The organism is Alistipes provencensis, assembly GCF_900083545.1.
In the GTDB taxonomy this organism is placed as follows: domain Bacteria; phylum Bacteroidota; class Bacteroidia; order Bacteroidales; family Rikenellaceae; genus Alistipes; species Alistipes provencensis.
Map to the genome: position 1 here is coordinate 1,875,395 of NZ_LT559262.1, position 18,499 is coordinate 1,893,893.

The following is an 18,499-nucleotide window of genomic DNA, read 5'->3' on the forward strand; positions in this document are numbered from 1 at the left end:
GACCACGGACGAAAAAGCGGTGCACTCCAGTCGGGGTGCACCGCTTTTGTTTGCGCCGGACGCGTCAGATGCTTTCGATCAGCTTCTGCAGCTTGGGGATGATGACGCTCCAGTCGTAATGTTCGCGCACATACACCGGTCCCTTTTCGCTCATCGTGCGGCGCAGTTCCGGATCGGAGATCAGGCGGTGGAGCTTGTGGCGGAAATCCCGGCTGCTGTTGTACCAGAATGCCGCTCCGCTCGATTTGCAGTGGTCTTTCATCACGCGGCTCCGGCCGTTGACCAGCAGCGGCACGCGGTTCTGCATGGCTTCGAGCATCAGCAGCGAGAGGCTCTCCATGCGCGACGGATTGACCATCACCGTCGCATGGCGGATGATCGAGGTCTTCTCCTCGTCCGAAACGTAACCCGTGAAGATGATGTCGGGGGAGTCCGAGCGTTTGATGTCGAGCTCCGTGCCGCCCACCATGACCAACTTGATATCGCCGCCGTGTTCTTTCTTGTAGCGCAGGAAATCGGGAATCACCTTGGTGGTCTTCGACGGCGTGATGCGCCCCAGATAGAGCACATACTGGTCGGGCAACCCATATTTGGCCTTGACTGTATCCCAGTCCGCCTCAGGGGCCTCCTCGATACCGCATCCTACCAGACTGTTCGGAGCCAGCGAAGCGCCGAATGCCCGGCTGCAGAGCCGCCGTTCGGCCGCGGTGTTGAATGCGATGTGCCTTACGCGGGTGAACATCGGTGCGTTGATGCTGAAATAGAGCGGTTTATCGGGGTGCACCAGCGGAATGAGGATCGTCTTTTCGGGGGCGATCGTGCAGCCCAGCACCGGCTGGCTGAAGTAGAAATTCATGAACAGGAAAGCCGCGTATTCGTCCTTGTGCTGTTCGATGAACTCCAGCATCTGGGGCGTGTGGTCCTCCTGCGATTCGTAATACCGTTTTTCGGCTTCGAGGCTCATGGTCCATTCGGGGTGCAGCGAGGAGATCAGGCGCAGCAGGCCCAATCTTGCCAGTTGCAGGCGGATGCGGCGGGCCGTCTTGCATTGTTTGCGGTAGGCGCCGTGGCGCTCTCCGTCGATAGGGGCGGGTTTGAACCGGCGGACCGTGACGCCGTTGACGGTGCTGACCCCTTCGGGATAGTCGTTGTCGCGGTCGCGGAAAACCTTGGTCGTTGTGGTAAGCACTTCCACGTCGTAGTAGGGTCTCAATCGTTCGGCCAGCATGCGGCAGTGAACTTCTGCGCCGCCGTTGACCTCGACTCCATAGCGAATGATGATGAATGCTATTTTCTTCATGAAACACGTCATAATTTCCCGGGCGGGGCCGACCGGATCGGCCCGTCCGGGAATTTTCCGGATAAAAGTAACAAAAATATTTTATATCGCGGTGCTTTCCGGCCCCTAAAAACACAAAGGGCATCCCGAAAGATGCCCTTTGTATTTAAGAGTGCGACTCTTAAAATACTATTTCTTCTCGTCGAAGAACTCTTTGATCTGGTCGTTGGGAACGATGCTCTCTTTGAACATGTATGCTCCGGTCTTGTCCGACTTGACCATCTTGATGCACTTGGTGAACTGCTTACCCGTGCCGGTTTTCAGTGTTGCGACTACTTTCTTTGCCATAAAGCTCTCTTAACTATTTGATTTCACGGTGAATGGTGACACGCTTGAGGAAGGGATTGTACTTCTTGCGCTCCAGACGGTCGGGGGTGTTCTTCTTGTTCTTGGTGGTGATGTAACGGGACATTCCCGCAACGCCGCTCTCTCTTTGTTCGGTGCACTCGAGGATGACCTGAACTCTGTTGCCTTTCTTTGCCATTGATTACTCGTTGTTTTTAGTACACGCTTTTGGGTGCGGCAGCTTCGCGCAGGGCGACTGCAAGACCCTTCTTGTTAATTGTTTTCATGCCGGCAGCCGTTACCTTCAGGGTAATCCAGCGGCCCTCCTGCTCCGACCAGAAGCGCTTGGTTTTCAGATTGGGACTGAATTTGCGCTTGGTCTTGTGGTGCGAGTGCGAGACGTTGTTTCCCACGATCGCTACCTTGCCTGTGATTTCGCAAACTTTCATTGTTTGATAAATTTTTGGTTAAAACCCGATTAAGGGAGTGCAAATATACAACCTTTTCGTCAAATACCAATAATCCCCGGCTTTTTTTATTCGACGGGAATCGTCAGCAGGAACCGCGCACCCCGGGTACACTCCGGGTCGAGGCGCGCGTCGCCGCCCAGCGTGCGGGCGATCAGGCGGCAGACGGCTAGACCGAGTCCCAGTCCTTGGTTGAACGAGTCGAGCTTGACGAAGCGTTCGAAGATGCGCTCGCGCGCTCCTTCGGGCACGCCGGGACCTGCGTCCTCGACTGCGAAGGTGATGCTGCGTCCGTCCGCCGAGAGCGAATAGGAGAGCCTGACGCCCTTTTCGGGATCGGTGAACCGCACGGCGTTGCGCAGCAACTCGGTGAGCGCCTTGCTCAGCAGCAGACACGAGGTGCGGATGCGGGGCGACCGGCCTTCGCCGTTGGGGGCGAAGTGGATTTCGGTGGCGAGCGGGGCGTGCTTCGACAGCTCGTCGATACACCGGCGGCAGCAGGTGTCGACCTCGACCTCGGCGCACGACGGCGGTGCTTCGGACGATTCGATGTCGGAGATGTAGAGTACGTCGTCGATGAGTTTTTGCAGGTAACCGCTGTTCTCGCGGATGATGTCGATGTAGGAACTGCGCTCGGGCTCGTCGTCCGGAGCCGTCGAGGCCAGTTCGGCGAATCCCACGATGGCGTTCAGCGGGGTGTTGATTTCGTGGGTGATGTTGCGGATGAAGACGCCCTTCATGCGGTTGCTCTCTTCGGCTGCCCGTTTGGCCCGGGCCAAACGGCGGTTGAGGCGGGTCAGGATGACGATGAACGCCGTCGCCAGCAGCAGGATCACGACCAGTCCGGTTTCGAACAGACGGGCGCGGCGCAGCCGTTCGGCTTGTGCCTGCTGCAGGGCTTCTGCCTTTTCGCGGTCGAGCCGTTCGACGTCGAACAGCGTGGCGAACTCGTTCAGCACCTCTTGGTTGTCGGCCTCGTATTTCTGTCGGGTCAGCGTCGTCTGCCGCGAAAGGTCTTCGGCGGCAGCCTTGTAGTTGTCCATTTCGTAGAGGATCGCGGCGCGGTTCGAGAGCGCCGGAATATAGAAATAATGCGACGAGCCGAGGCTGTCTTTGTTTTTATCGAAACTCTCCAACTGCCGGTTGACGATTTCCAGCGCCTTCTGGAAGTTGCGGGTGCCCTTGCAGATTGTCACTTCGATCTCCCCGATCTTGTCTTCCGAGACGTATCCGCCGCTTTTCTCCCGGATCTCGTGCAGCAGTTTCTCGGCCTGTGCGAAGTCACCCTGCGAGGCCGCGAGGTTTGCCCGGGCGATCCGCGTGCGCCAGATATGTTCGGGGAGCAGGATGGTCTTTTCGGACATCCGGAGCGCCTCGTCGGCCTTGTCGTACTTCTGCTGCAGGGTGTACAGCTCGCCGAGCTGGAGGTAGAGGTAGGAGGCATCCACTTCCTTCAGGCCGTTCCGCTCGACCATCTCGATGCTCTTGGCGTAGGATTCGAGCGCCGCGTCGTTGAGGGATTTGGTGCGGTAGATGTGGCCCAACTGCTTGTAAGCCTCGGCGATCGCGGGTTTGTAATCGTCGCGGATGGCTTGGTCGCGGAAACGCTCCAGTTCGTATTGGGCGAGGGTGTATTTGCTGTATTTGCTGTAATAGGAAATCAGACGCGTCCAGACGAAATAGTAGTGCGTCGGCTGGTCGTGCTCGCGGGTGAACTGCTGGGTGCGGGCCACCCATACCTTGAGCGAATCGTAATTGTCCGTGAAATAATAGTAGTCGGCTTTCAGGCAGAGCGCCACCGACTGCATGCGGGGATTCTGCCGTTCGCCGGCCAGCCGGAACATGGTGTCGGCCTTGAGCAGCATCTCCGGGTCCTGCTTGTGGCGGTTGCACCAACGGTAATAGGCGACGAGCGTCGTATCGAGGCCGTCGGCGGCGGATTGGGCGGCGGCCGGCAATGCCGATGCGATCAGAATCGTCAAAAGCAGCAGGGCGTTTTTCATTACTTTTTGGGCTAAATCAGCGCAAAAGTACCGCGAATAACCGAGAAAAGCAAATGAAATGCGGATAAATGCGTTCTTTTGGAGTACTATCGGGTTCCGTATTCGCCCGTCAGTTCTTCTTCGAGCAGTTCGATCACGGCCGAGCCGGTTTCGCGGATGACGCGGTCGCGGTTGCCTTTGATGTGGATGAGGCGGGTGACGGTGCGTTCGGGCGAACTGACGGCGATCCAGACGGTGCCGACCGGGATTTCGGGCGTGCCGCCCGAGGGACCGGCCATTCCGGTGGTGGCGATGGCGTAATGGGTGTCGACGGCGTGGCGGGCCCCTTCGGCCATTTGGCGCACGACCTGTTCGCTCACCACGCCGTAACGGGCGATGGTGTCGGCCGAGACATTCAGCAGCAGGCTCTTGGTCTGGTTCCAGTAGGAGATTACCCCGCCTTTGAAGTAGGCCGAGGCTCCCGGCATGGCCGTGAAACGCGAAGCGATGGAGCCTCCCGTGCAGCTTTCGGCCACGGAGAGCGTCAGCATGCGGTCCATCAGCAGTTTGTGTACGCGCTTTTCGGGTTTCGATCCGCAGCAGGAGGCTGTCAGGGCGAGTACGGCCAGCAGCGTGGCGATTTTATTCATGGTCGTTTTTTTGTTATTTTCCGTTGAGGCAGTCGCGTAGCAGGCTGATGGCGAAAGCGCTGGCGCGGTCGATGATTTGTCCGCGGTCGGTTCCGCACTGCTTGAGGATGGCGACGGTGCGCTCGGGCGAACTGACGGCGATCCAGACCGTGCCGACGGGTTTTTCCGCCGAGCCGCCCGTGGGGCCGGCGATTCCGGTGGTGGCGATGCCGTAATCGGCTCCTGCCGCGCGGCGGGCCCCTTCGGCCATCTGGCGGGCGACCTGTTCGCTCACGGCGCCGTAACGGGCTATGTCCGCGGGGTCTACGCCCAGCAGTTTTACCTTGGATTCATTGCTGTACGACACCACGCCGCAGCGGAAATAGGCCGAAGCCCCGGGCATGGCCGTGAAGCGCGAGGCGATGGTGCCTCCCGTGCAGCTCTCGGCGGTGGCCAGAGTCAGCCCGCGCTCGGTGAGTATCTTGTGCACCAGCTCCTGCATCGTCGCGGTCTCGAACCCGATGATGTTGTGGGGGATGATTTTGCGCAGGGTTTCGAACTGCCGGTCGATCTCGCGGGCGACGCTCTCGCCCTCGACCTCGTAGGCCGACAGGCGCAGCCGCACGGCGCCCGGATTGGGCAGGTAGGCCAGTTTCAGGTACGACGGCAGGGCGTTTTCCCACGCTTCGATCCGCTTGGCGAGCATCGACTCGGGGAGCCCGGCGGTTATCATCGTGCGGTGGACGATCTGGCGCAGCGCGAAATGGGCTTTCAGCCGCGGCATCACCTCGTCCTCCATCAGGTGTTCCATCTCGAACGGTACGCCCGGCAGCGACACCACGACGTGTCCGTCGCGTTCGAACCACATGCCCGGGGCGGTGCCGTGGGCGTTGAACAGCACCGTGCAGCACGCCGGGACCATCGCCTGCGAGCGGTTGAGCTCGTTGTACTCGATGCCCCGTTCGGTGAGCATTTTTTCCACATGGTCGGCTACCCGCCGGTCGTAGCGCATCTCGCTGCGGAACATCTCCGCGAGGGTCTTCTTGGTGATGTCGTCCTTCGTGGGGCCGAGGCCGCCGGTGATGACGGTGACTTCCGACGCGGACAGGGCGCGTCCGACGGCTTCGACGATCTGCGCGCGGTCGTCGCCGATCGAGAGCTTCTCGCGGACCACGATGCCCGCGGCGTTGAGGTGTTTGGCGATGGATACCGAGTTGGTATCCACGATCTGGCCGATGAGAATTTCGTCGCCGATGGTGATAATGGTAGCTTTCATGGGTGGTGTTATTTCGCTTCGGAGCCGGGATGACGCTTCTCTTCCGGCTTGCCGTCGGATGCCTCTCCGGCGGTTTCGGCGGGCTCCGGACCGGATGTTTCGGGGATTTCCTTGTTCTTCATCGACTCCTCGGCGGCGCGCATGGCTGCCAACTCTTCGGCCACCCGTTCGGCGTCGGCGATCAGCGTGCGGCATACGTCCCGGACCAGCCCGGGGCCTTCGTAGATATATCCCGTGTAGAGCTGCACGAGGTCGGCCCCGGCGTCGAGCATTGCCCGCACGTCGTCGGCCGACATCAGACCGCCCACGCCGATGATGGGGTAGGTGCCGCCCGAGCGGGTGTGGATGCGGCGCACGATCTCCACGGCGCGGCGGGTGAGGGGCGCGCCGCTGAGGCGGCCGCTGCCGATCTTTTCGAGCGTCGTGCGGCTGGTCTTCAGTCCTTCGCGGTTGTGCGAGCCGTTGGTGGCCACGATGCCGTCGAGCGGTGTCTCGAGCATCACGTCGGTGATCCGGTCGATCACCTCGTCCGTCATGTCGGGCGAGATCTTGAGCATGATCGGCCGGTATTGGTTCTGCCCGCGGCGGAAGTCGAACAGCGGGTTGAGTATCTGGAGGATATGGTCGCGCGTGTGCGTCGTGCCCTCGCGGCACGAGTTGTCGCAACTGATGTTCACGGTGAAATAGTCCGCATACTGGTAGAGGTTGCGGAAGAGTTTCAGGTAGTCGGCCGGGGCGTTCTCGGCCGGGGTCGAGGTGTTCTTGCCGATGTTGCACCCCACGATCACCCCGCCGTGCGGACGCCTGAGGTGGCGGATGGCGGTCTCCAGCCCGCGGTTGGCGAGCCCGATGCGGTTGATGATGGCGTTGTCTTTCGGGAGGCGGAAGACCCGCGGACGGGGGTTGCCCGTCTGGGGCCGGGGCGTGACGGTGCCCACCTCGACGAACCCGAATCCCAGTGCGGCCAGTTCGCGGAACGCCTCGCCGTTGCGGTCGAATCCCGCGGCAATTCCCACCGGATTGGCGAACCGCATGCCGAACACTTCGCGCTCGAGCGCCGGATGCTCCACGGCGTAGCATTTGCGCAGGAGCCAGCGGCCTCCGGGAATCAGCCCGAAAATGCGCAGCATCAGCAGGACGACATGGTGGGCCCGCTCGATGTTGAGCGAGAAGAGCAGGGGTTTTATGATCCTTCGGTACATTTCGGGGGCAAAGGTAGTAAAATTTGGCTAACGATGTACAACTTCGGCCGTTATGTGGTGGAAGCGCGGAACTGGGTTGGAATCCCGGTGGCTTTCCTCCGCTCATAAAGCCGGTCTCTTAGACCGGTTAGAAATATTCGCGGCGGTAGGCGTAGTGGTCGCGCAGGGATTCGAAATCGCCGGGATGCCCTTTCAGGCGGCGGCTTTCGGCTTCGATGTCGTAGACCTCGCCGATGGTGCTGCAAAGCTCCTGCCACGCGATCGGCCGGGGAGCCGAGGGCGACGCCTCGGGCGGATACCACCCCTCGAGCGGCAGCCCGAAACAGCGCGCCAGCGCCGCTACGGACATCGCCGTGGCGTTGGCCTTGCCCTGTTCGGAGTAACCCGCGATGTGGGGCGTCGCCAGCAGGGCTTTTTCCAGCAGTTGCGGGTTGAGGTTCGGTTCGTGCTCCCAGACGTCGAGCGCCCAGCGGAGGCCGCTCCGGAGCAGGGCGTCGCCGTCGACCACCTCCCCGCGCGAGGAGTTTATCACCATGGCGTCCGGTTTCATCTGCCGGAACAGCCTCTCGCCGGCCATGTGGCGCGTCGTGTCGTCCAGCGGGGTGTGGAACGTGAGGATGTCGGCCTCGCGGGCCACCTCCTCCAGCGGCAGGAACCCGCAATGCTCCAGCTCCTCGCGCGGCGGGTCGCAGCAGAGGACGCGGAATCCCCACGCCTCGTCGAGGATCACATATTCGATACCCTCCGATGCGGCGAAGTCGATGTAGTATTTATAGGTCGCGGGGTTGACGCCCGCACGGAAATCCACGCCCGAGAGGTTCCAGTCGTTCCACCATTCCCAAGCCACCTTGCCCGGCTTGATCCATGCGATGTCGTCGAGGCGCGACGGTGCGGCCAGCAGGTAGCTCAGGTTGCTCGCGGCGAGGTCGGTGTCCGAACCGACGATCGCCACGCGCCACGGGAACGCACGCGGGGCGTCGACCTTTGCGATATGGTCTTTCCGTTCCCGGACGAGCATCTGGAGCCGGTTGTGACCGCCCTNCGCGTCGCACCGCGTGCGGGTGCGGGTCAGGAGCGCGTCGGCGTCGCGGGCGTCGGCGGCCGAAATTGCCTTTCCGGGGAGGTAACATACCTCGGCAAAAGGTTCCAGAACCCCTTTCAGGAAGGGGATGGCGCTGTCGGCTATGATTTTCATGATAGTTGGTATATTTCCTTGTTTCTTCTCTTTCGGGAGAACAAATATAGGTAAAATTTAAATTTTTAGTACCTTTGCAGTTTAAAAGAACGTTATGGAACAGAAACCCTTCGATCCGGATGGAGTCGGCGTGGACAACGGAACCTATTTCGGCCTTCCGTTCAATCCCGAAACGGCGGAACTGGTGCTGATCTCGGCACCGTGGGACGTGACGGTCTCCTACGGGGCCGGTACGGCCTATGCCCCCGATGCCATTATCGAAGCCTCGACGCAGCTCGACTTCCACGACCCGCTGGCCCCCGGCGCGTGGCGCCGCGGCATCGCCACGGCCGACGTGGACTATTCGCTGCAGGAGTCTTCGCAGCGCCTGCGCGCCGACGCCTCGCGGGTGATCGACCACCTCGAAGGGGGCGGATGCCTCGAGGACGACTATGTCGTGCGCAAGGTCCGCCGCGTGAACGAGGGTTGCGTGGCCATGAACGGCAACATCGAGGCGCAGGCCGCCCGCTGGCTCGACGCGGGCAAGATCGTGGGACTCGTGGGCGGCGACCATTCGACGCCCTACGGGCTGATCCGGGCTCTGGGCGCCCGCCGCGAGGCTTTCGGCATCCTGCACATCGACGCTCATTGCGACCTGAGGGACGCTTACGAGGGGTTCGAGTTCTCCCACGCGTCGATCATGTTCAACGTCCTGCGCGACGTGCCGCAGGTCGTGAAGATCGCTCAGGTCGCCGTGCGCGATTTCAGCGAGACCGAGGCCGCGCTGGCCTCCTCGTCGGAGCGCATCGCCCTATTCGACGACCTCTCGCTCGCCGCTGCGGAGTTCCGCGGCGAGACGTGGGACGCCCAGTGCCGCCGCATCGTCGAAGCGCTGCCCGCGGAGGTCTATGTGAGCTTCGACATCGACGGACTCTCCTTCGACAACTGCCCCCATACGGGTACGCCCGTCTGCGGGGGACTCTCTTTCAATAAAGCCGTCTACCTTGTCGACACGCTGGTCCGCTCGGGCCGCCGCATCATCGGATTCGACGTGGTGGAGGTGTGCCCCGTGGCCGACGACCGCATCGACGCCATCACCGGGGCCCGTATCCTGTGGAAACTCTGCGGGCAGACCCTCAAGTCGAACGAAACACCAAAATAACGAATAAATGCGACTGTTTTCAATGTACCGCTGGGTACGCCAGCGACACATGATGGGGCTTCGCGGACGCAATTTTCTGGAGGCCCCGTGGGCCGGAGGCGTCGTGCTGCTCGTGTGCGTGATCTTTGCCATGCTGCTGGCCAATCTGCCCGGCACCAAGGTCTACTACCATCACCTGCTCGAAACCGACCTCTCGCTGATGGTCCGCTCCCCGGACGGGCTGATCGACTGGATCTTCCCGCGGGGCATGACCGTCGAGAAGTTCATCAACGACGGGCTGATGGTGATCTTCTTCTTCGCCGTGGGGCTCGAGATCAAGCGCGAGATCGTCTGCGGGCAGCTCTCGTCCGCCCGCCGGGCGATCCTTCCGGTGCTGGCGGCCGCTGGCGGCATGCTGGCCCCGGCCATCATCTTCACGCTCTTCAACCACGGCACGGCAGCCGCCAACGGCTGGGGAATCCCCACCGCCACGGACATCGCCTTCGCCATCGGCATCCTTTCGATGCTGGGCAACCGCGTTCCCGTGTCGCTCAAGATTTTCCTCACGGCGCTGGCCATTGCCGATGACTTGGGGGCCATTCTGGTCATCGCGCTCTTCTACGGCGGAAAGGTCCAGATCGGCTGCCTGCTGGTGGCGCTGGTCATCATGCTCGGGGTCTACTTCATGAAGCAGATGGGCGAGAAGCGGATGTTCTCCTATCTGGTCCCGGCCTTCGTGGTGTGGGGGCTGTTCTACTACTCGGGGGTGCACTCGACCATCTCGGGCGTGGCGATGGCCCTGCTGATCCCGATGGAGCCCCGTTACAGCAAGGAGTATTTCGCCCATAAGATGCGCTGGCTCAAGGGGCTGATGCTCTCGGCCGCCACGCACGAGGATTTCCCCAACGAGGAGCAGCGTTTCTACCTGCGCCGCATGCACGACCTGTCGGCCAACTCGGTGGGCATGAGCTATCGGCTGGAACACGCCTTGGCGCCTTATGTGACGTTCCTCATCATGCCGATCTTCGCGCTGGCCAACGCCGGCGTCGAGATCACCTCGCTCGAATACCTCAATATCTTCCACTATTCTCCCGAGATCGGATCGGTCGGCATGGGCATCTTCTTCGGCCTCCTCATCGGTAAGCCGCTGGGCATCTTTCTTGCTTCGTGGGGTGCCGTGAAATCGGGGCTTGCGGAGCTGCCCGAGGGGGCGACGTGGCGCATGCTGCTGGCCGTGGGCTGTCTGGGCGGTATCGGGTTCACGATGTCGCTGTTCGTCGACTCGCTGGCCTTCACCGATCCCGACCTGATCGACCGCGGCAAGATCGCCATCCTGATGGGGTCGCTCGCGGCGGCTGTCGTGGGGTGCCTGCTGATTCTGGCCTTTTCGAAAAAAAGTACGAAACCATGAAAAAGATCCTGCTGATCCTCCCCGCCGCCGCTTTGCTGGCCGGGGCCTGCTCGAAGAAGTCGGGCGGGGGCGTGAAACTCAAGAACGACACCGACTCGGTGGCCTATGTCATCGGCATGAACGTCGGCATGAACCTGCTGCGGATGGATTCGACGATCAACGTGAACGCCGTCTGCGAGGGTATTCGTGACGCCGTGCGCCGGTCGGCGAAGCTCTCGGCGGCCGATGCCGAGACGTTCTACCTGCGTTATGTGAACTACGCGCTGCCCGAGAAAGCCCGGGCTTACGAGGAGCAGTTCTTAGTCGATATCGCCAAGTCGAACCGCTCCTATGCCCGCACCTCGTCGGGTGTGACTTATACGGTGACGGCCGTCGGCGATCAGGAACTGGTGCCTGCGTCGGACCGCGACAGCGTGGCCCTGCGGTGGGTGATCCGCACGGCCGACGGCGCCCAGATCGCCTCCTCCTACGAGAAGGGCGACACGGTGCGTTCGCTGCTGCGCGATCTCCGGCAGGGGGTGCAGGAGAGCGTGAAACTGATCGGCAAGGGCGGAAAGATCAACGCGTGGATGCCCTCGTCGGCAGCTTACGGAGCCGAGGGCGACAAGACGCTGGGCGTGGCTCCCAACGCGACGCTTTACTATGAAATCGAACTCGTCGAAGTCGATAAATACGGGAATCGGTCGCGGCGCAGATAATTTACGCCGATGAAGATGAGTATTATACAATATTTTTATATCTTTGCCCGTGCGAATAAAAGCAAACTCAAAACATAGTTAAAACAACAATGAAAAAAATCTTTTTTGCTGCGGCACTCGCGGGTGCTGCGATGCTCGCCTCCTGCGGAGGAAACAAGAGTGGCGTGCAGATGGGCAGCCTTTCGGAGTTCGACTCGCTGTCGTATGCGCTCGGTGCCAACATCGGCTACGGCATGAGCTACGAAATGAAGGATATTCCGTTCGATTTCAAGGCCGTGGACAAGGCTGTCAAGGAAGGCGCTCTGGGCAAGGCTACACAGGAGCACGAGAAGTCGCTCGATATGCTGCGCGAGTATTTCATGTCGAAGCGCGGCGAGCGTGCGCAGGCTATCGCCGAGAAGCGTGCCGCTGCCGACAGCGCCCGCATGGCCGGCGGCGATTCGACCAAGGTCGAGTATCCCGCAGCCGATCCCGAAATGTTCGAGAGCGAGGAGGAGCGTGCCGAGATTTCCTACGCATTCGGTAACGACATCGGTTACAACATCGCCCAGAGCGGCATGCCCATCCAGTTGGTTTGGATCGGCGAGGCCATGCAGAACGTGCGCGACAACAACGCCAAGATGTCGGAAGACGAGGTGAACCAGTACCTGCAGTACTACTTCATGGTGAAGCGTCCGGCCGAGAACGCCGAGGCTTCGAAGGCATGGCTGGAGAAGATCGGGAAGAAATCGGGCGTGAAGAAGACCGAGTCGGGCCTGCTCTATAAGGTTACCGCTGCCGGTGACGCCGCTGCGATGCCGAAGGACCCGCGCGACGTGGTGAAGGTTCACTACACGGGCCGCACCCGCGACGGCAAGGTGTTCGATACCTCGGTCTTCGCCAACCGCTCGAAGGAGCAGCAGGAGATGATTAAGAAACAGCGTCCCGACGATTTCGACAAGGACGAGCCCGTCGAGTTCCCGCTCAACCGCGTTATTCCCGGCTGGACCGAGGGTCTGCAACTGGTAGGCAAGGGCGGTAAGATCACGCTCTGGATCCCCTCCGACTTGGCATACGGTGCCCGCGGCGCAGGCCGTGACATCGGTCCCAACGAGGCTTTGGAGTTCGAGGTCGAGCTGATCGACGTGACTCCCTACGAGGAGCCTGCTCCCGCCGATTCGACCGCAACGGCCGAAAAGCCCGAAGTCGCTCCCGCGAAGTAATCAGGAGAGTACAGATACGAAAAATCCCGGAATCGATTGATTCCGGGATTTTCCGTGTTGTGAGTTTTTATAATGGGGAAATAGCGCAGAATTGTGAATGACAGTTGTAACGCTATTTCACCCTTAAATGGGGCTTCTTAAGCCTCCCTCCCTTAGAACGGGAGGTCGTCGACCTGCGCGGGCGAGGATGCGTAGGAGGGTTCCTCGGCGATGGGCGGCATGTCGGGCATCGGAGCGCCGGCTCCTGCCGACTCCTGCTTGGGCTGCAGGCGCCATGCGCGGATGTCGGTGTACCAGCGGCCGTTGTATTCGCGCGACTCGATGTTGACCGAGACGTTGTAAGTTGCTCCTTCCTGCAACCGGGCTACATCTTCGGGCTTGTTGAAGAACGTCACGCAGATTTTGCGGGTGAACGATCCCTCGTTCATCTCAAAGACCACGTCCTGACGCTGCCACTCGCCGCGTGCCGACGTTCCCTTCGTCACGGGCATTATTTTGTAAACGGTTCCTTCGAATTCCATATCATTAATAGTATTGTTTATTTACGGCAAAGGTAGTGATTTTTTCGAAAATTCGGGAACTGGCGAAGCGCTTTTGTTCCGCAAATCGCACGGCTACCGCTCCTCCAGCGTGACGGTCTGCCCGGTGAGGCGGCTGCGCTCGGCCTCGAAGCAGATGCGGTGGCTTTCGACCGAGTTGGCGATCGCCGTGCGGAAGCGGTGCTCCCGGCGGCTGAGCGTGTCGACGAAATCCTCGATCAGCAGGAGGTCCGCTCCCGCGTGGAACGGCTTTTCGAGCAGCCCCGAAAAGTCGTAAACGCGCTCCTCGCCGCCGCGGAACTTGCGGACCCGCAGCGTGCGTTCGTCGCCGTCGATCTCGCCGTGCGTCAGCCGGATGTGGGTTTCGCGCTGGTCGCCCAGCGTGAAGGCGTCCATCGAGAACGAGATCGTGACATCGTTGTCCATCTCCATCGAGACGATCTGGTGGTCCACCACATCGTTGTCGCAGCGGAACACACACCGCCCGTAATCTCCCGAGCGCAGTTCGCGCAGGATGACCTCCTCGAGCGTGGCGCCTGCCGGGATATCGAAATTCGAAATCCAGTCGCGGCGGTTGTAGTAGAGGTCTACGGCCGAATAGGGACACTGCTTTTCCACGGGGCAGTCGATGCACCGCGCGGCGCTCTGTGCCGGGGCGTTTTCTGCGCGGAACCAGCGCAGCGAGCCGAACGACGAGAGTTTGCGGCAGCGGGCCCCGGTGAGCCACAGCAGGAAGTCGATGTCGTGGCAGCATTTCGAGATCAGCATCGGGTTGGTGATCTCTTCGCGGCGCCACATGCCGCGGACGAATCCGTGCGTGGTGCGGTCGAGCCCCACGGCGACCAAGTGGCTGATGGAGATGATCTCGCCCAGTTCGCCCGAGTCGACGATCTCCTTGATGCGGATGAAATAGGGGTGGTAGCGCAGGACATGGCACACGCCGACGGTCACCCCTTTGCGGCGGGCCGCCTCTTCGATCCGGCAACATTCGGAGAGCGTTTGTGCGATGGGCTTTTCGAGCAGCACGTTGTAACCCGCCTCGATGGCTTTCATGCAAGGTTCGAAATGCTCGTTCTCGGGGGTGGCGATCAGCACGGCGTCGGCCGGGATGGGATTTTCGAAAAAACGTTCGTAGTCCGTAAAGCACCGCTCCGGCCCCAGTCCGAATTTCTCGGCGGTCGTGCGGCGGCGTATTTCGTTGATCTCCACCACTCCTGCGAGTTTCAGCCGTTCGGGGTGTCTGACTGCGTATTCGAGGTATTTGTTGGTGCGGTTCCCGGCTCCGATGGCGATGATCGTAACCGGTTCCGCTTCTTTATGGATGTTCATAGTTTTGAGGTTTGCCGTTCGGCCCGTCACTCGGTTGCTTCTTCCGGAAGGCTTTCGCGGCTCTGTTTGCGCTCGATTCGCGCGGCGAGTTTGATACTCAGCTCATAAAGTCCGTAAAGGGGCAGGATCACCAGCACCAGACTGAAAATGTCGGGCGGGGTGATGATCGCCGCAAGGACCAGCAGGATGACGAACGCATGTCGCCGGTATTTGCGGAGAAACCCTGCGGAGACGATGCCCATGCGGGTCAGGAAGTAGATCAGCAGCGGCAGTTCGAACATGAATGCACAGGCCATCGACACGACGATGACCGTCGAGAGGTAGTCGCCGATGTCGATCATGTTGACGATGGCGTCGCTGACGTGGTAGTTGGCGAAAAAGTTGATCGACAGCGGCACCATGACGAAATACCCGAAGAGCAGTCCCGAGAAGAAGCAGAGCGACACGCAGAAGACGAACCAGTTGGTTCCGGCGATCTCCTTCGGCGTGAGTGCCGGGCGCACGAAGCGCCAGAACTCCCACAGCACATAGGGCATGGCCAGCGCGATGCCCGCCATGAGCGATATCTTCATGTGGAGGTTGAACTGCCCGGCCAGCGAGGTGTTGATGACCGAAAAGCGGTCGCCGCCGATCGAGAACGCCGCAGGGTCGGCATTGAACGAGGTTCCGAGCGTGTCGTTGAGCCATGCGGCGATGTGCGCCCACTCGCCGCCCACCCATACCAGCATGCGGTTGGTGGGGAAATCGGCGTCTTTGGGACCGAAAAGTATCGTGTCGATAATCAGACTCTTGCAGAAAAAAGCAACCAGCCCGACGATCACGATCGCCAAGGCACCCCGCACCAGATGTGGGCGCAGGGCGTCGAGATGCTCGAAAAACGTCATCTCCGACGGCTCTGTATCCTCTCGTTTCATCCTCTGATTTCCGCGGTGGTCCGGCCTTTATTCGTCTTCCTCTTTCGGAGCCGTCTCTTTCTTGGAAACGCTCTCCGGTTTGGTCTCTTCTGCCGTATAGTCCTTGTTGACGGCGTCCTTGAACTCTTTGACGCCGCGGCCCACTCCGCGCATCAGCTCGGGGATTTTTTTGCCCCCGAACAGCAGGATGACTACCAACACGATCACGATGATCTGTCCGTAACCGATTGCGCAAGGTATAAACATGGTTTCTCTTTTTAGGTTCCTTTATTCGGAACAAATATAACACAAATTTTGGAATTACCGCAACCGCGTCCGGGAAAACCCGCCGTCGTCGGGCGGGTTTTCCTACGGCCGTGCGGCTTCTCTATTTCACTCTTTTTCCCGAGGGCAGCTCCTTGATGCGGATGCTGCGGAACTTCAGGCCGGGGCCGTGTCCGAGCAGACCGATGTGTCCCGTGGGGTTGAACAGTCCCGGATGATTCCGGTGGTCGACCGTATAGGGGTTCTCTTTGGCTCCGTCGGGGGCCACGTTGTGTCCTTGGCAGGCTTCGCGGATGTCGCCGTCGAGAATCACCTCGCCGTTGACCGTCACGGTGATGCGGTCGCCCACGGCGCGTATCTCCTCGACGTTCCATGTTCCCAGCGGCGGGAACTTCACGCGCCGGGCCGGGATGATGCCGTAGACCGAGCCGTGCTGCTGGTATTCGCGCAGATTCTTGTAGATGGGAGCATCGTGGTCGAGGATCTGAATCTCCATGCCGTGATAGGCGGCGTCCACGCCCATCGGGGTGCGGATGCCGATACCGTTGTTGACCCCTTCCTGCAGGTACTGGAACTCGAAACGCAGGATGAAGTCGCTGTACTCCTTCTTGGTGTAGAGGTTTCCGCTGCCGCCGTACTGCGCCGTGACGTAGATCGTGCCGTCGAGGGGAACGTAGTTGGTGGTGTTGCCGGTCCACTTGTGCATCGAGGTTCCGTCGAAGAGTACTTCGAAACCTTCGGCAGCCTCCTCGGGCGAAAGTTCGTAGCGCGGCGTCGGGGGCAGTTCGCGGATGTACATTTCGCGGAAGCTGACGGGGGCTGTGCCTCCGACGAGCAGGATCTGACCCTCGGTGTAGGCGGGGATCTCGCGGTTGCAGGTGTTTTCGAGGATCACGTTCCGGCAGGTCGTGACGCCGTTCAGGACCACCGTCACCCGGTCGTTCACGACCCGTACCTCCATCGTGTTCCACTCGCCGGGCTTGTTGGCGGCCTCCGTGGGCGAGGTGTTTTCGTGGAGCATGTTGCCCGTCAGGGCTCCGGCGTTCCGGCCTCCGAGGGCGATCTGCGGGATCGAGCGGATGCCGAGACCCGCTTCGCCGTCGGTTTTCCAGTCGACGATCAGGCTGAAGTTTTCATAATTCTTCGCCGAGCCGACCGTTGCGGCTCCGGCGGTTCCCGTGAGTACGCCGTTCACAGCGCTCCATGCTTTTGACGCTGCGGCGTCAGCCTCCTGCTGCGCCTTGGCCAGCGCTTTGGCCTTCATGGCTTTGAGGACGTCGGGATTGCCTGCGACGGCTTTCCAGTCGCCCGGGGCGAGGGATGCCGGGGCGAATCCTTCGGCGGGGAGTTTCGCCAGCAGTCCTTTGATCTCGTCGACGGCGTAACCCGCGTCGGCGTCGGACTTGGCCAGTCCGGCGTAGACCTCCTGCGCCTTTTTCAGCGCTGCGGAAACCGTCTCGCCGCCCATGTCGGGGTTCTTCGCCGCTGCGGTCTTCACGACCAGCGCGGCCATTTCTGCCGTTGCCGGGTTGTTCATGTATTTCGCGGCGAATATGAGCGCTGGGAACTCCGGGGCTTTGGCGAGCGCTTTGAGCAACTTGTTCTGCACCTTGGCCGAAGGGTTCAGTTCGAGGGCGCGGCGGTAGAGCTGGTATTTGCGGACGGCCGTGTCGGGGGATGCCGCCACGAAATCCGTGTAGCGGGCCAGAGCCGCATCGGTCCATGCGGGGTTCTGCCCGGCGAGGTCGTACAGCACCCCGACCATCGCGGGGTTTTGAACCGTCAGCAGGGCGGCGAAGGCGGCTTCGCGGTTGCCGGCGGCCAGCAGGGCGTCGATCGCCTCCTTGTTGGCGGCCTGTGCCAGCAGGGGATAATAGCGGGCTTTCGCGGGGGCGGCGGACATCCGCGCCATGGTCTTTTCATACTGCGCCGAGGGCGTCTCTTTGGCCAGCGCGTTTTTCAATCCGGCCTGCAGGGCCTTCACGTCGGCTTCCTGCGCCTTGTCCAACAGGTCGCACAGCCGGTCGAAGTCCTTCGGCGCGGTGACGCCTGCCAGCGCGTCGTATGCGGCGGCGCGCACGGCGGCATCGGGGGATTCCAGCAGGGCGAATACCTTGTCGGCGGCGCCCGTAATGCGGCGTTGGGCGACGAGTTTCAGCGCATTGGCCTGCGTGGCGGGCGTGCCGTCGAGGGCGGCCACGAACGCGGCGTTGGGTTTGCCGTTGAAGGCAGCGAGGGCGGCCGACGCCTCCCGGGCGTGCGGACCGTCGAGCTGGGCGATGAGGGTCTCCAGCGCCTCCTGCCCGCCGATCCTGCCGGCGGCGCGGATGGCCGCGAGGGAGAGTTCCGTGTCGGGCGACGCGATGGCGGCGATGACCGTTCCGGCCTGCGATGCGGCGTGACGGCTTCCGAACCAGCTTATGACNCGTCGAGGGCGGCCACGAACGCGGCGTTGGGTTTGCCGTTGAAGGCAGCGAGGGCGGCCGACGCCTCCCGGGCGTGCGGACCGTCGAGCTGGGCGATGAGGGTCTCCAGCGCCTCCTGCCCGCCGATCCTGCCGGCGGCGCGGATGGCCGCGAGGGAGAGTTCCGTGTCGGGCGACGCGATGGCGGCGATGACCGTTCCGGCCTGCGATGCGGCGTGACGG

At 61.4% G+C, this 18,499-nt stretch carries 17 protein-coding genes and 2 pseudogenes; 4 read left to right on the plus strand and 15 right to left on the minus strand.

Annotated features, from left to right (window positions below; translation table 11 throughout):
* Positions 1 to 64: 64 nt before the first annotated feature.
* The 10 genes and pseudogenes from BN5935_RS07340 to BN5935_RS15740 all read right to left on the minus strand — a co-directional run.
* A complete protein-coding gene (locus BN5935_RS07340) occupies positions 65 to 1,300 on the minus strand; it encodes a glycosyltransferase family 4 protein (protein WP_064976878.1) in 1,236 nt (411 codons plus the stop codon).
* Between the two features lie 168 nt (positions 1,301 to 1,468).
* On the minus strand, positions 1,469 to 1,627 hold the full coding sequence (locus BN5935_RS14870; RefSeq protein WP_010266683.1) for a DUF4295 domain-containing protein: 159 nt from the start codon (positions 1,625 to 1,627) through the stop codon (positions 1,469 to 1,471).
* Between the two features lie 13 nt (positions 1,628 to 1,640).
* A complete protein-coding gene (rpmG, locus tag BN5935_RS07345) occupies positions 1,641 to 1,823 on the minus strand; it encodes a 50S ribosomal protein L33 (RefSeq protein WP_064975535.1) in 183 nt (60 codons plus the stop codon).
* A 16-nt stretch (positions 1,824 to 1,839) separates the two neighbouring features.
* The gene (gene rpmB / locus BN5935_RS07350) at positions 1,840 to 2,073 is read right to left on the minus strand and encodes a 50S ribosomal protein L28 (RefSeq protein ID WP_019149332.1); all 234 of its coding nucleotides are present in this window, start codon (positions 2,071 to 2,073) and stop codon (positions 1,840 to 1,842) included.
* A gap of 86 nt (positions 2,074 to 2,159) precedes the next feature.
* Positions 2,160 to 4,094, minus strand: a complete 1,935-nt coding sequence (locus BN5935_RS07355) for a sensor histidine kinase (RefSeq protein WP_064975536.1) — start codon at positions 4,092 to 4,094, stop codon at positions 2,160 to 2,162.
* Between the two features lie 86 nt (positions 4,095 to 4,180).
* Entirely contained in the window at positions 4,181 to 4,723 is a 543-nt protein-coding gene (locus BN5935_RS07360) for a CinA family protein (protein WP_064975537.1), read from the minus strand.
* A 13-nt stretch (positions 4,724 to 4,736) separates the two neighbouring features.
* Positions 4,737 to 5,978, minus strand: a complete 1,242-nt coding sequence (locus BN5935_RS07365) for a competence/damage-inducible protein A (protein ID WP_064975538.1) — start codon at positions 5,976 to 5,978, stop codon at positions 4,737 to 4,739.
* A gap of 8 nt (positions 5,979 to 5,986) precedes the next feature.
* A complete protein-coding gene (locus tag BN5935_RS07370; RefSeq protein ID WP_064975539.1) occupies positions 5,987 to 7,180 on the minus strand; it encodes a quinone-dependent dihydroorotate dehydrogenase in 1,194 nt (397 codons plus the stop codon).
* A gap of 127 nt (positions 7,181 to 7,307) precedes the next feature.
* Positions 7,308 to 8,198, minus strand: a complete 891-nt coding sequence (locus BN5935_RS07375) for an NAD(P)-dependent oxidoreductase (protein WP_449353804.1) — start codon at positions 8,196 to 8,198, stop codon at positions 7,308 to 7,310.
* A gap of 24 nt (positions 8,199 to 8,222) precedes the next feature.
* Positions 8,223 to 8,375 (minus strand): annotated as a pseudogene (locus BN5935_RS15740) (4-phosphoerythronate dehydrogenase); the annotation flags it as partial.
* Between the two features lie 94 nt (positions 8,376 to 8,469).
* On the opposite strand from BN5935_RS15740, the gene BN5935_RS07380 reads away from it, so the two are divergent.
* The 4 genes from BN5935_RS07380 (at position 8,470) to BN5935_RS07395 (ending at position 12,806) form a co-directional block, all read left to right on the plus strand.
* Positions 8,470 to 9,516 (plus strand): agmatinase family protein, encoded by a 1,047-nt coding sequence (locus tag BN5935_RS07380; protein WP_064975541.1) that lies wholly within the window; start codon positions 8,470 to 8,472, stop codon positions 9,514 to 9,516.
* A 7-nt stretch (positions 9,517 to 9,523) separates the two neighbouring features.
* Entirely contained in the window at positions 9,524 to 10,906 is a 1,383-nt protein-coding gene (nhaA, locus tag BN5935_RS07385; RefSeq protein ID WP_235821042.1) for a Na+/H+ antiporter NhaA, read from the plus strand.
* A complete protein-coding gene (locus BN5935_RS07390) occupies positions 10,903 to 11,604 on the plus strand; it encodes an FKBP-type peptidyl-prolyl cis-trans isomerase (RefSeq protein WP_064975543.1) in 702 nt (233 codons plus the stop codon). The genes nhaA and BN5935_RS07390 overlap by 4 nt, the downstream gene beginning before the upstream one ends.
* 89 nt (positions 11,605 to 11,693) lie before the next feature.
* Positions 11,694 to 12,806, plus strand: a complete 1,113-nt coding sequence (locus BN5935_RS07395; RefSeq protein ID WP_064975544.1) for an FKBP-type peptidyl-prolyl cis-trans isomerase — start codon at positions 11,694 to 11,696, stop codon at positions 12,804 to 12,806.
* A gap of 152 nt (positions 12,807 to 12,958) precedes the next feature.
* Here BN5935_RS07395 and BN5935_RS07400 read toward each other — a convergent pair whose 3' ends face one another.
* The 5 genes and pseudogenes from BN5935_RS07400 to BN5935_RS07420 form a co-directional block, all read right to left on the minus strand.
* Positions 12,959 to 13,327, minus strand: coding sequence for a DUF3127 domain-containing protein (locus BN5935_RS07400; RefSeq protein WP_064975545.1), 369 nt, complete (start codon positions 13,325 to 13,327; stop codon positions 12,959 to 12,961).
* A gap of 93 nt (positions 13,328 to 13,420) precedes the next feature.
* On the minus strand, positions 13,421 to 14,674 hold the full coding sequence (locus BN5935_RS07405; protein WP_064975546.1) for a Gfo/Idh/MocA family protein: 1,254 nt from the start codon (positions 14,672 to 14,674) through the stop codon (positions 13,421 to 13,423).
* A gap of 26 nt (positions 14,675 to 14,700) precedes the next feature.
* The gene (gene tatC / locus BN5935_RS07410) at positions 14,701 to 15,558 is read right to left on the minus strand and encodes a twin-arginine translocase subunit TatC (protein ID WP_064975547.1); all 858 of its coding nucleotides are present in this window, start codon (positions 15,556 to 15,558) and stop codon (positions 14,701 to 14,703) included.
* A 57-nt stretch (positions 15,559 to 15,615) separates the two neighbouring features.
* Complete coding sequence (locus tag BN5935_RS07415; protein WP_064975548.1) at positions 15,616 to 15,834, minus strand: Sec-independent protein translocase subunit TatA/TatB; 219 nt, start codon at positions 15,832 to 15,834, stop codon at positions 15,616 to 15,618.
* A gap of 121 nt (positions 15,835 to 15,955) precedes the next feature.
* Positions 15,956 to 18,277 (minus strand): annotated as a pseudogene (locus BN5935_RS07420) (3-keto-disaccharide hydrolase); the annotation flags it as partial.
* Between the last annotated feature and the right edge of the window lie 222 nt (positions 18,278 to 18,499).

Coding starts and splice junctions, on each gene's coding strand:
- BN5935_RS07340 (WP_064976878.1), bottom strand. CDS start 1,300: ATGAAGAAAATAGCATTCATCATCATTCGCTATGGAGTCGAGGTCAAC.
- BN5935_RS14870 (WP_010266683.1), bottom strand. CDS start 1,627: ATGGCAAAGAAAGTAGTCGCAACACTGAAAACCGGCACGGGTAAGCAG.
- rpmG (WP_064975535.1), bottom strand. CDS start 1,823: ATGGCAAAGAAAGGCAACAGAGTTCAGGTCATCCTCGAGTGCACCGAA.
- rpmB (WP_019149332.1), bottom strand. CDS start 2,073: ATGAAAGTTTGCGAAATCACAGGCAAGGTAGCGATCGTGGGAAACAAC.
- BN5935_RS07355 (WP_064975536.1), bottom strand. CDS start 4,094: ATGAAAAACGCCCTGCTGCTTTTGACGATTCTGATCGCATCGGCATTG.
- BN5935_RS07360 (WP_064975537.1), bottom strand. CDS start 4,723: ATGAATAAAATCGCCACGCTGCTGGCCGTACTCGCCCTGACAGCCTCC.
- BN5935_RS07365 (WP_064975538.1), bottom strand. CDS start 5,978: ATGAAAGCTACCATTATCACCATCGGCGACGAAATTCTCATCGGCCAG.
- BN5935_RS07370 (WP_064975539.1), bottom strand. CDS start 7,180: ATGTACCGAAGGATCATAAAACCCCTGCTCTTCTCGCTCAACATCGAG.
- BN5935_RS07375 (WP_449353804.1), bottom strand. CDS start 8,198: ATGCTCGTCCGGGAACGGAAAGACCATATCGCAAAGGTCGACGCCCCG.
- BN5935_RS07380 (WP_064975541.1), top strand. CDS start 8,470: ATGGAACAGAAACCCTTCGATCCGGATGGAGTCGGCGTGGACAACGGA.
- nhaA (WP_235821042.1), top strand. CDS start 9,524: ATGCGACTGTTTTCAATGTACCGCTGGGTACGCCAGCGACACATGATG.
- BN5935_RS07390 (WP_064975543.1), top strand. CDS start 10,903: ATGAAAAAGATCCTGCTGATCCTCCCCGCCGCCGCTTTGCTGGCCGGG.
- BN5935_RS07395 (WP_064975544.1), top strand. CDS start 11,694: ATGAAAAAAATCTTTTTTGCTGCGGCACTCGCGGGTGCTGCGATGCTC.
- BN5935_RS07400 (WP_064975545.1), bottom strand. CDS start 13,327: ATGGAATTCGAAGGAACCGTTTACAAAATAATGCCCGTGACGAAGGGA.
- BN5935_RS07405 (WP_064975546.1), bottom strand. CDS start 14,674: ATGAACATCCATAAAGAAGCGGAACCGGTTACGATCATCGCCATCGGA.
- tatC (WP_064975547.1), bottom strand. CDS start 15,558: ATGACGTTTTTCGAGCATCTCGACGCCCTGCGCCCACATCTGGTGCGG.
- BN5935_RS07415 (WP_064975548.1), bottom strand. CDS start 15,834: ATGTTTATACCTTGCGCAATCGGTTACGGACAGATCATCGTGATCGTG.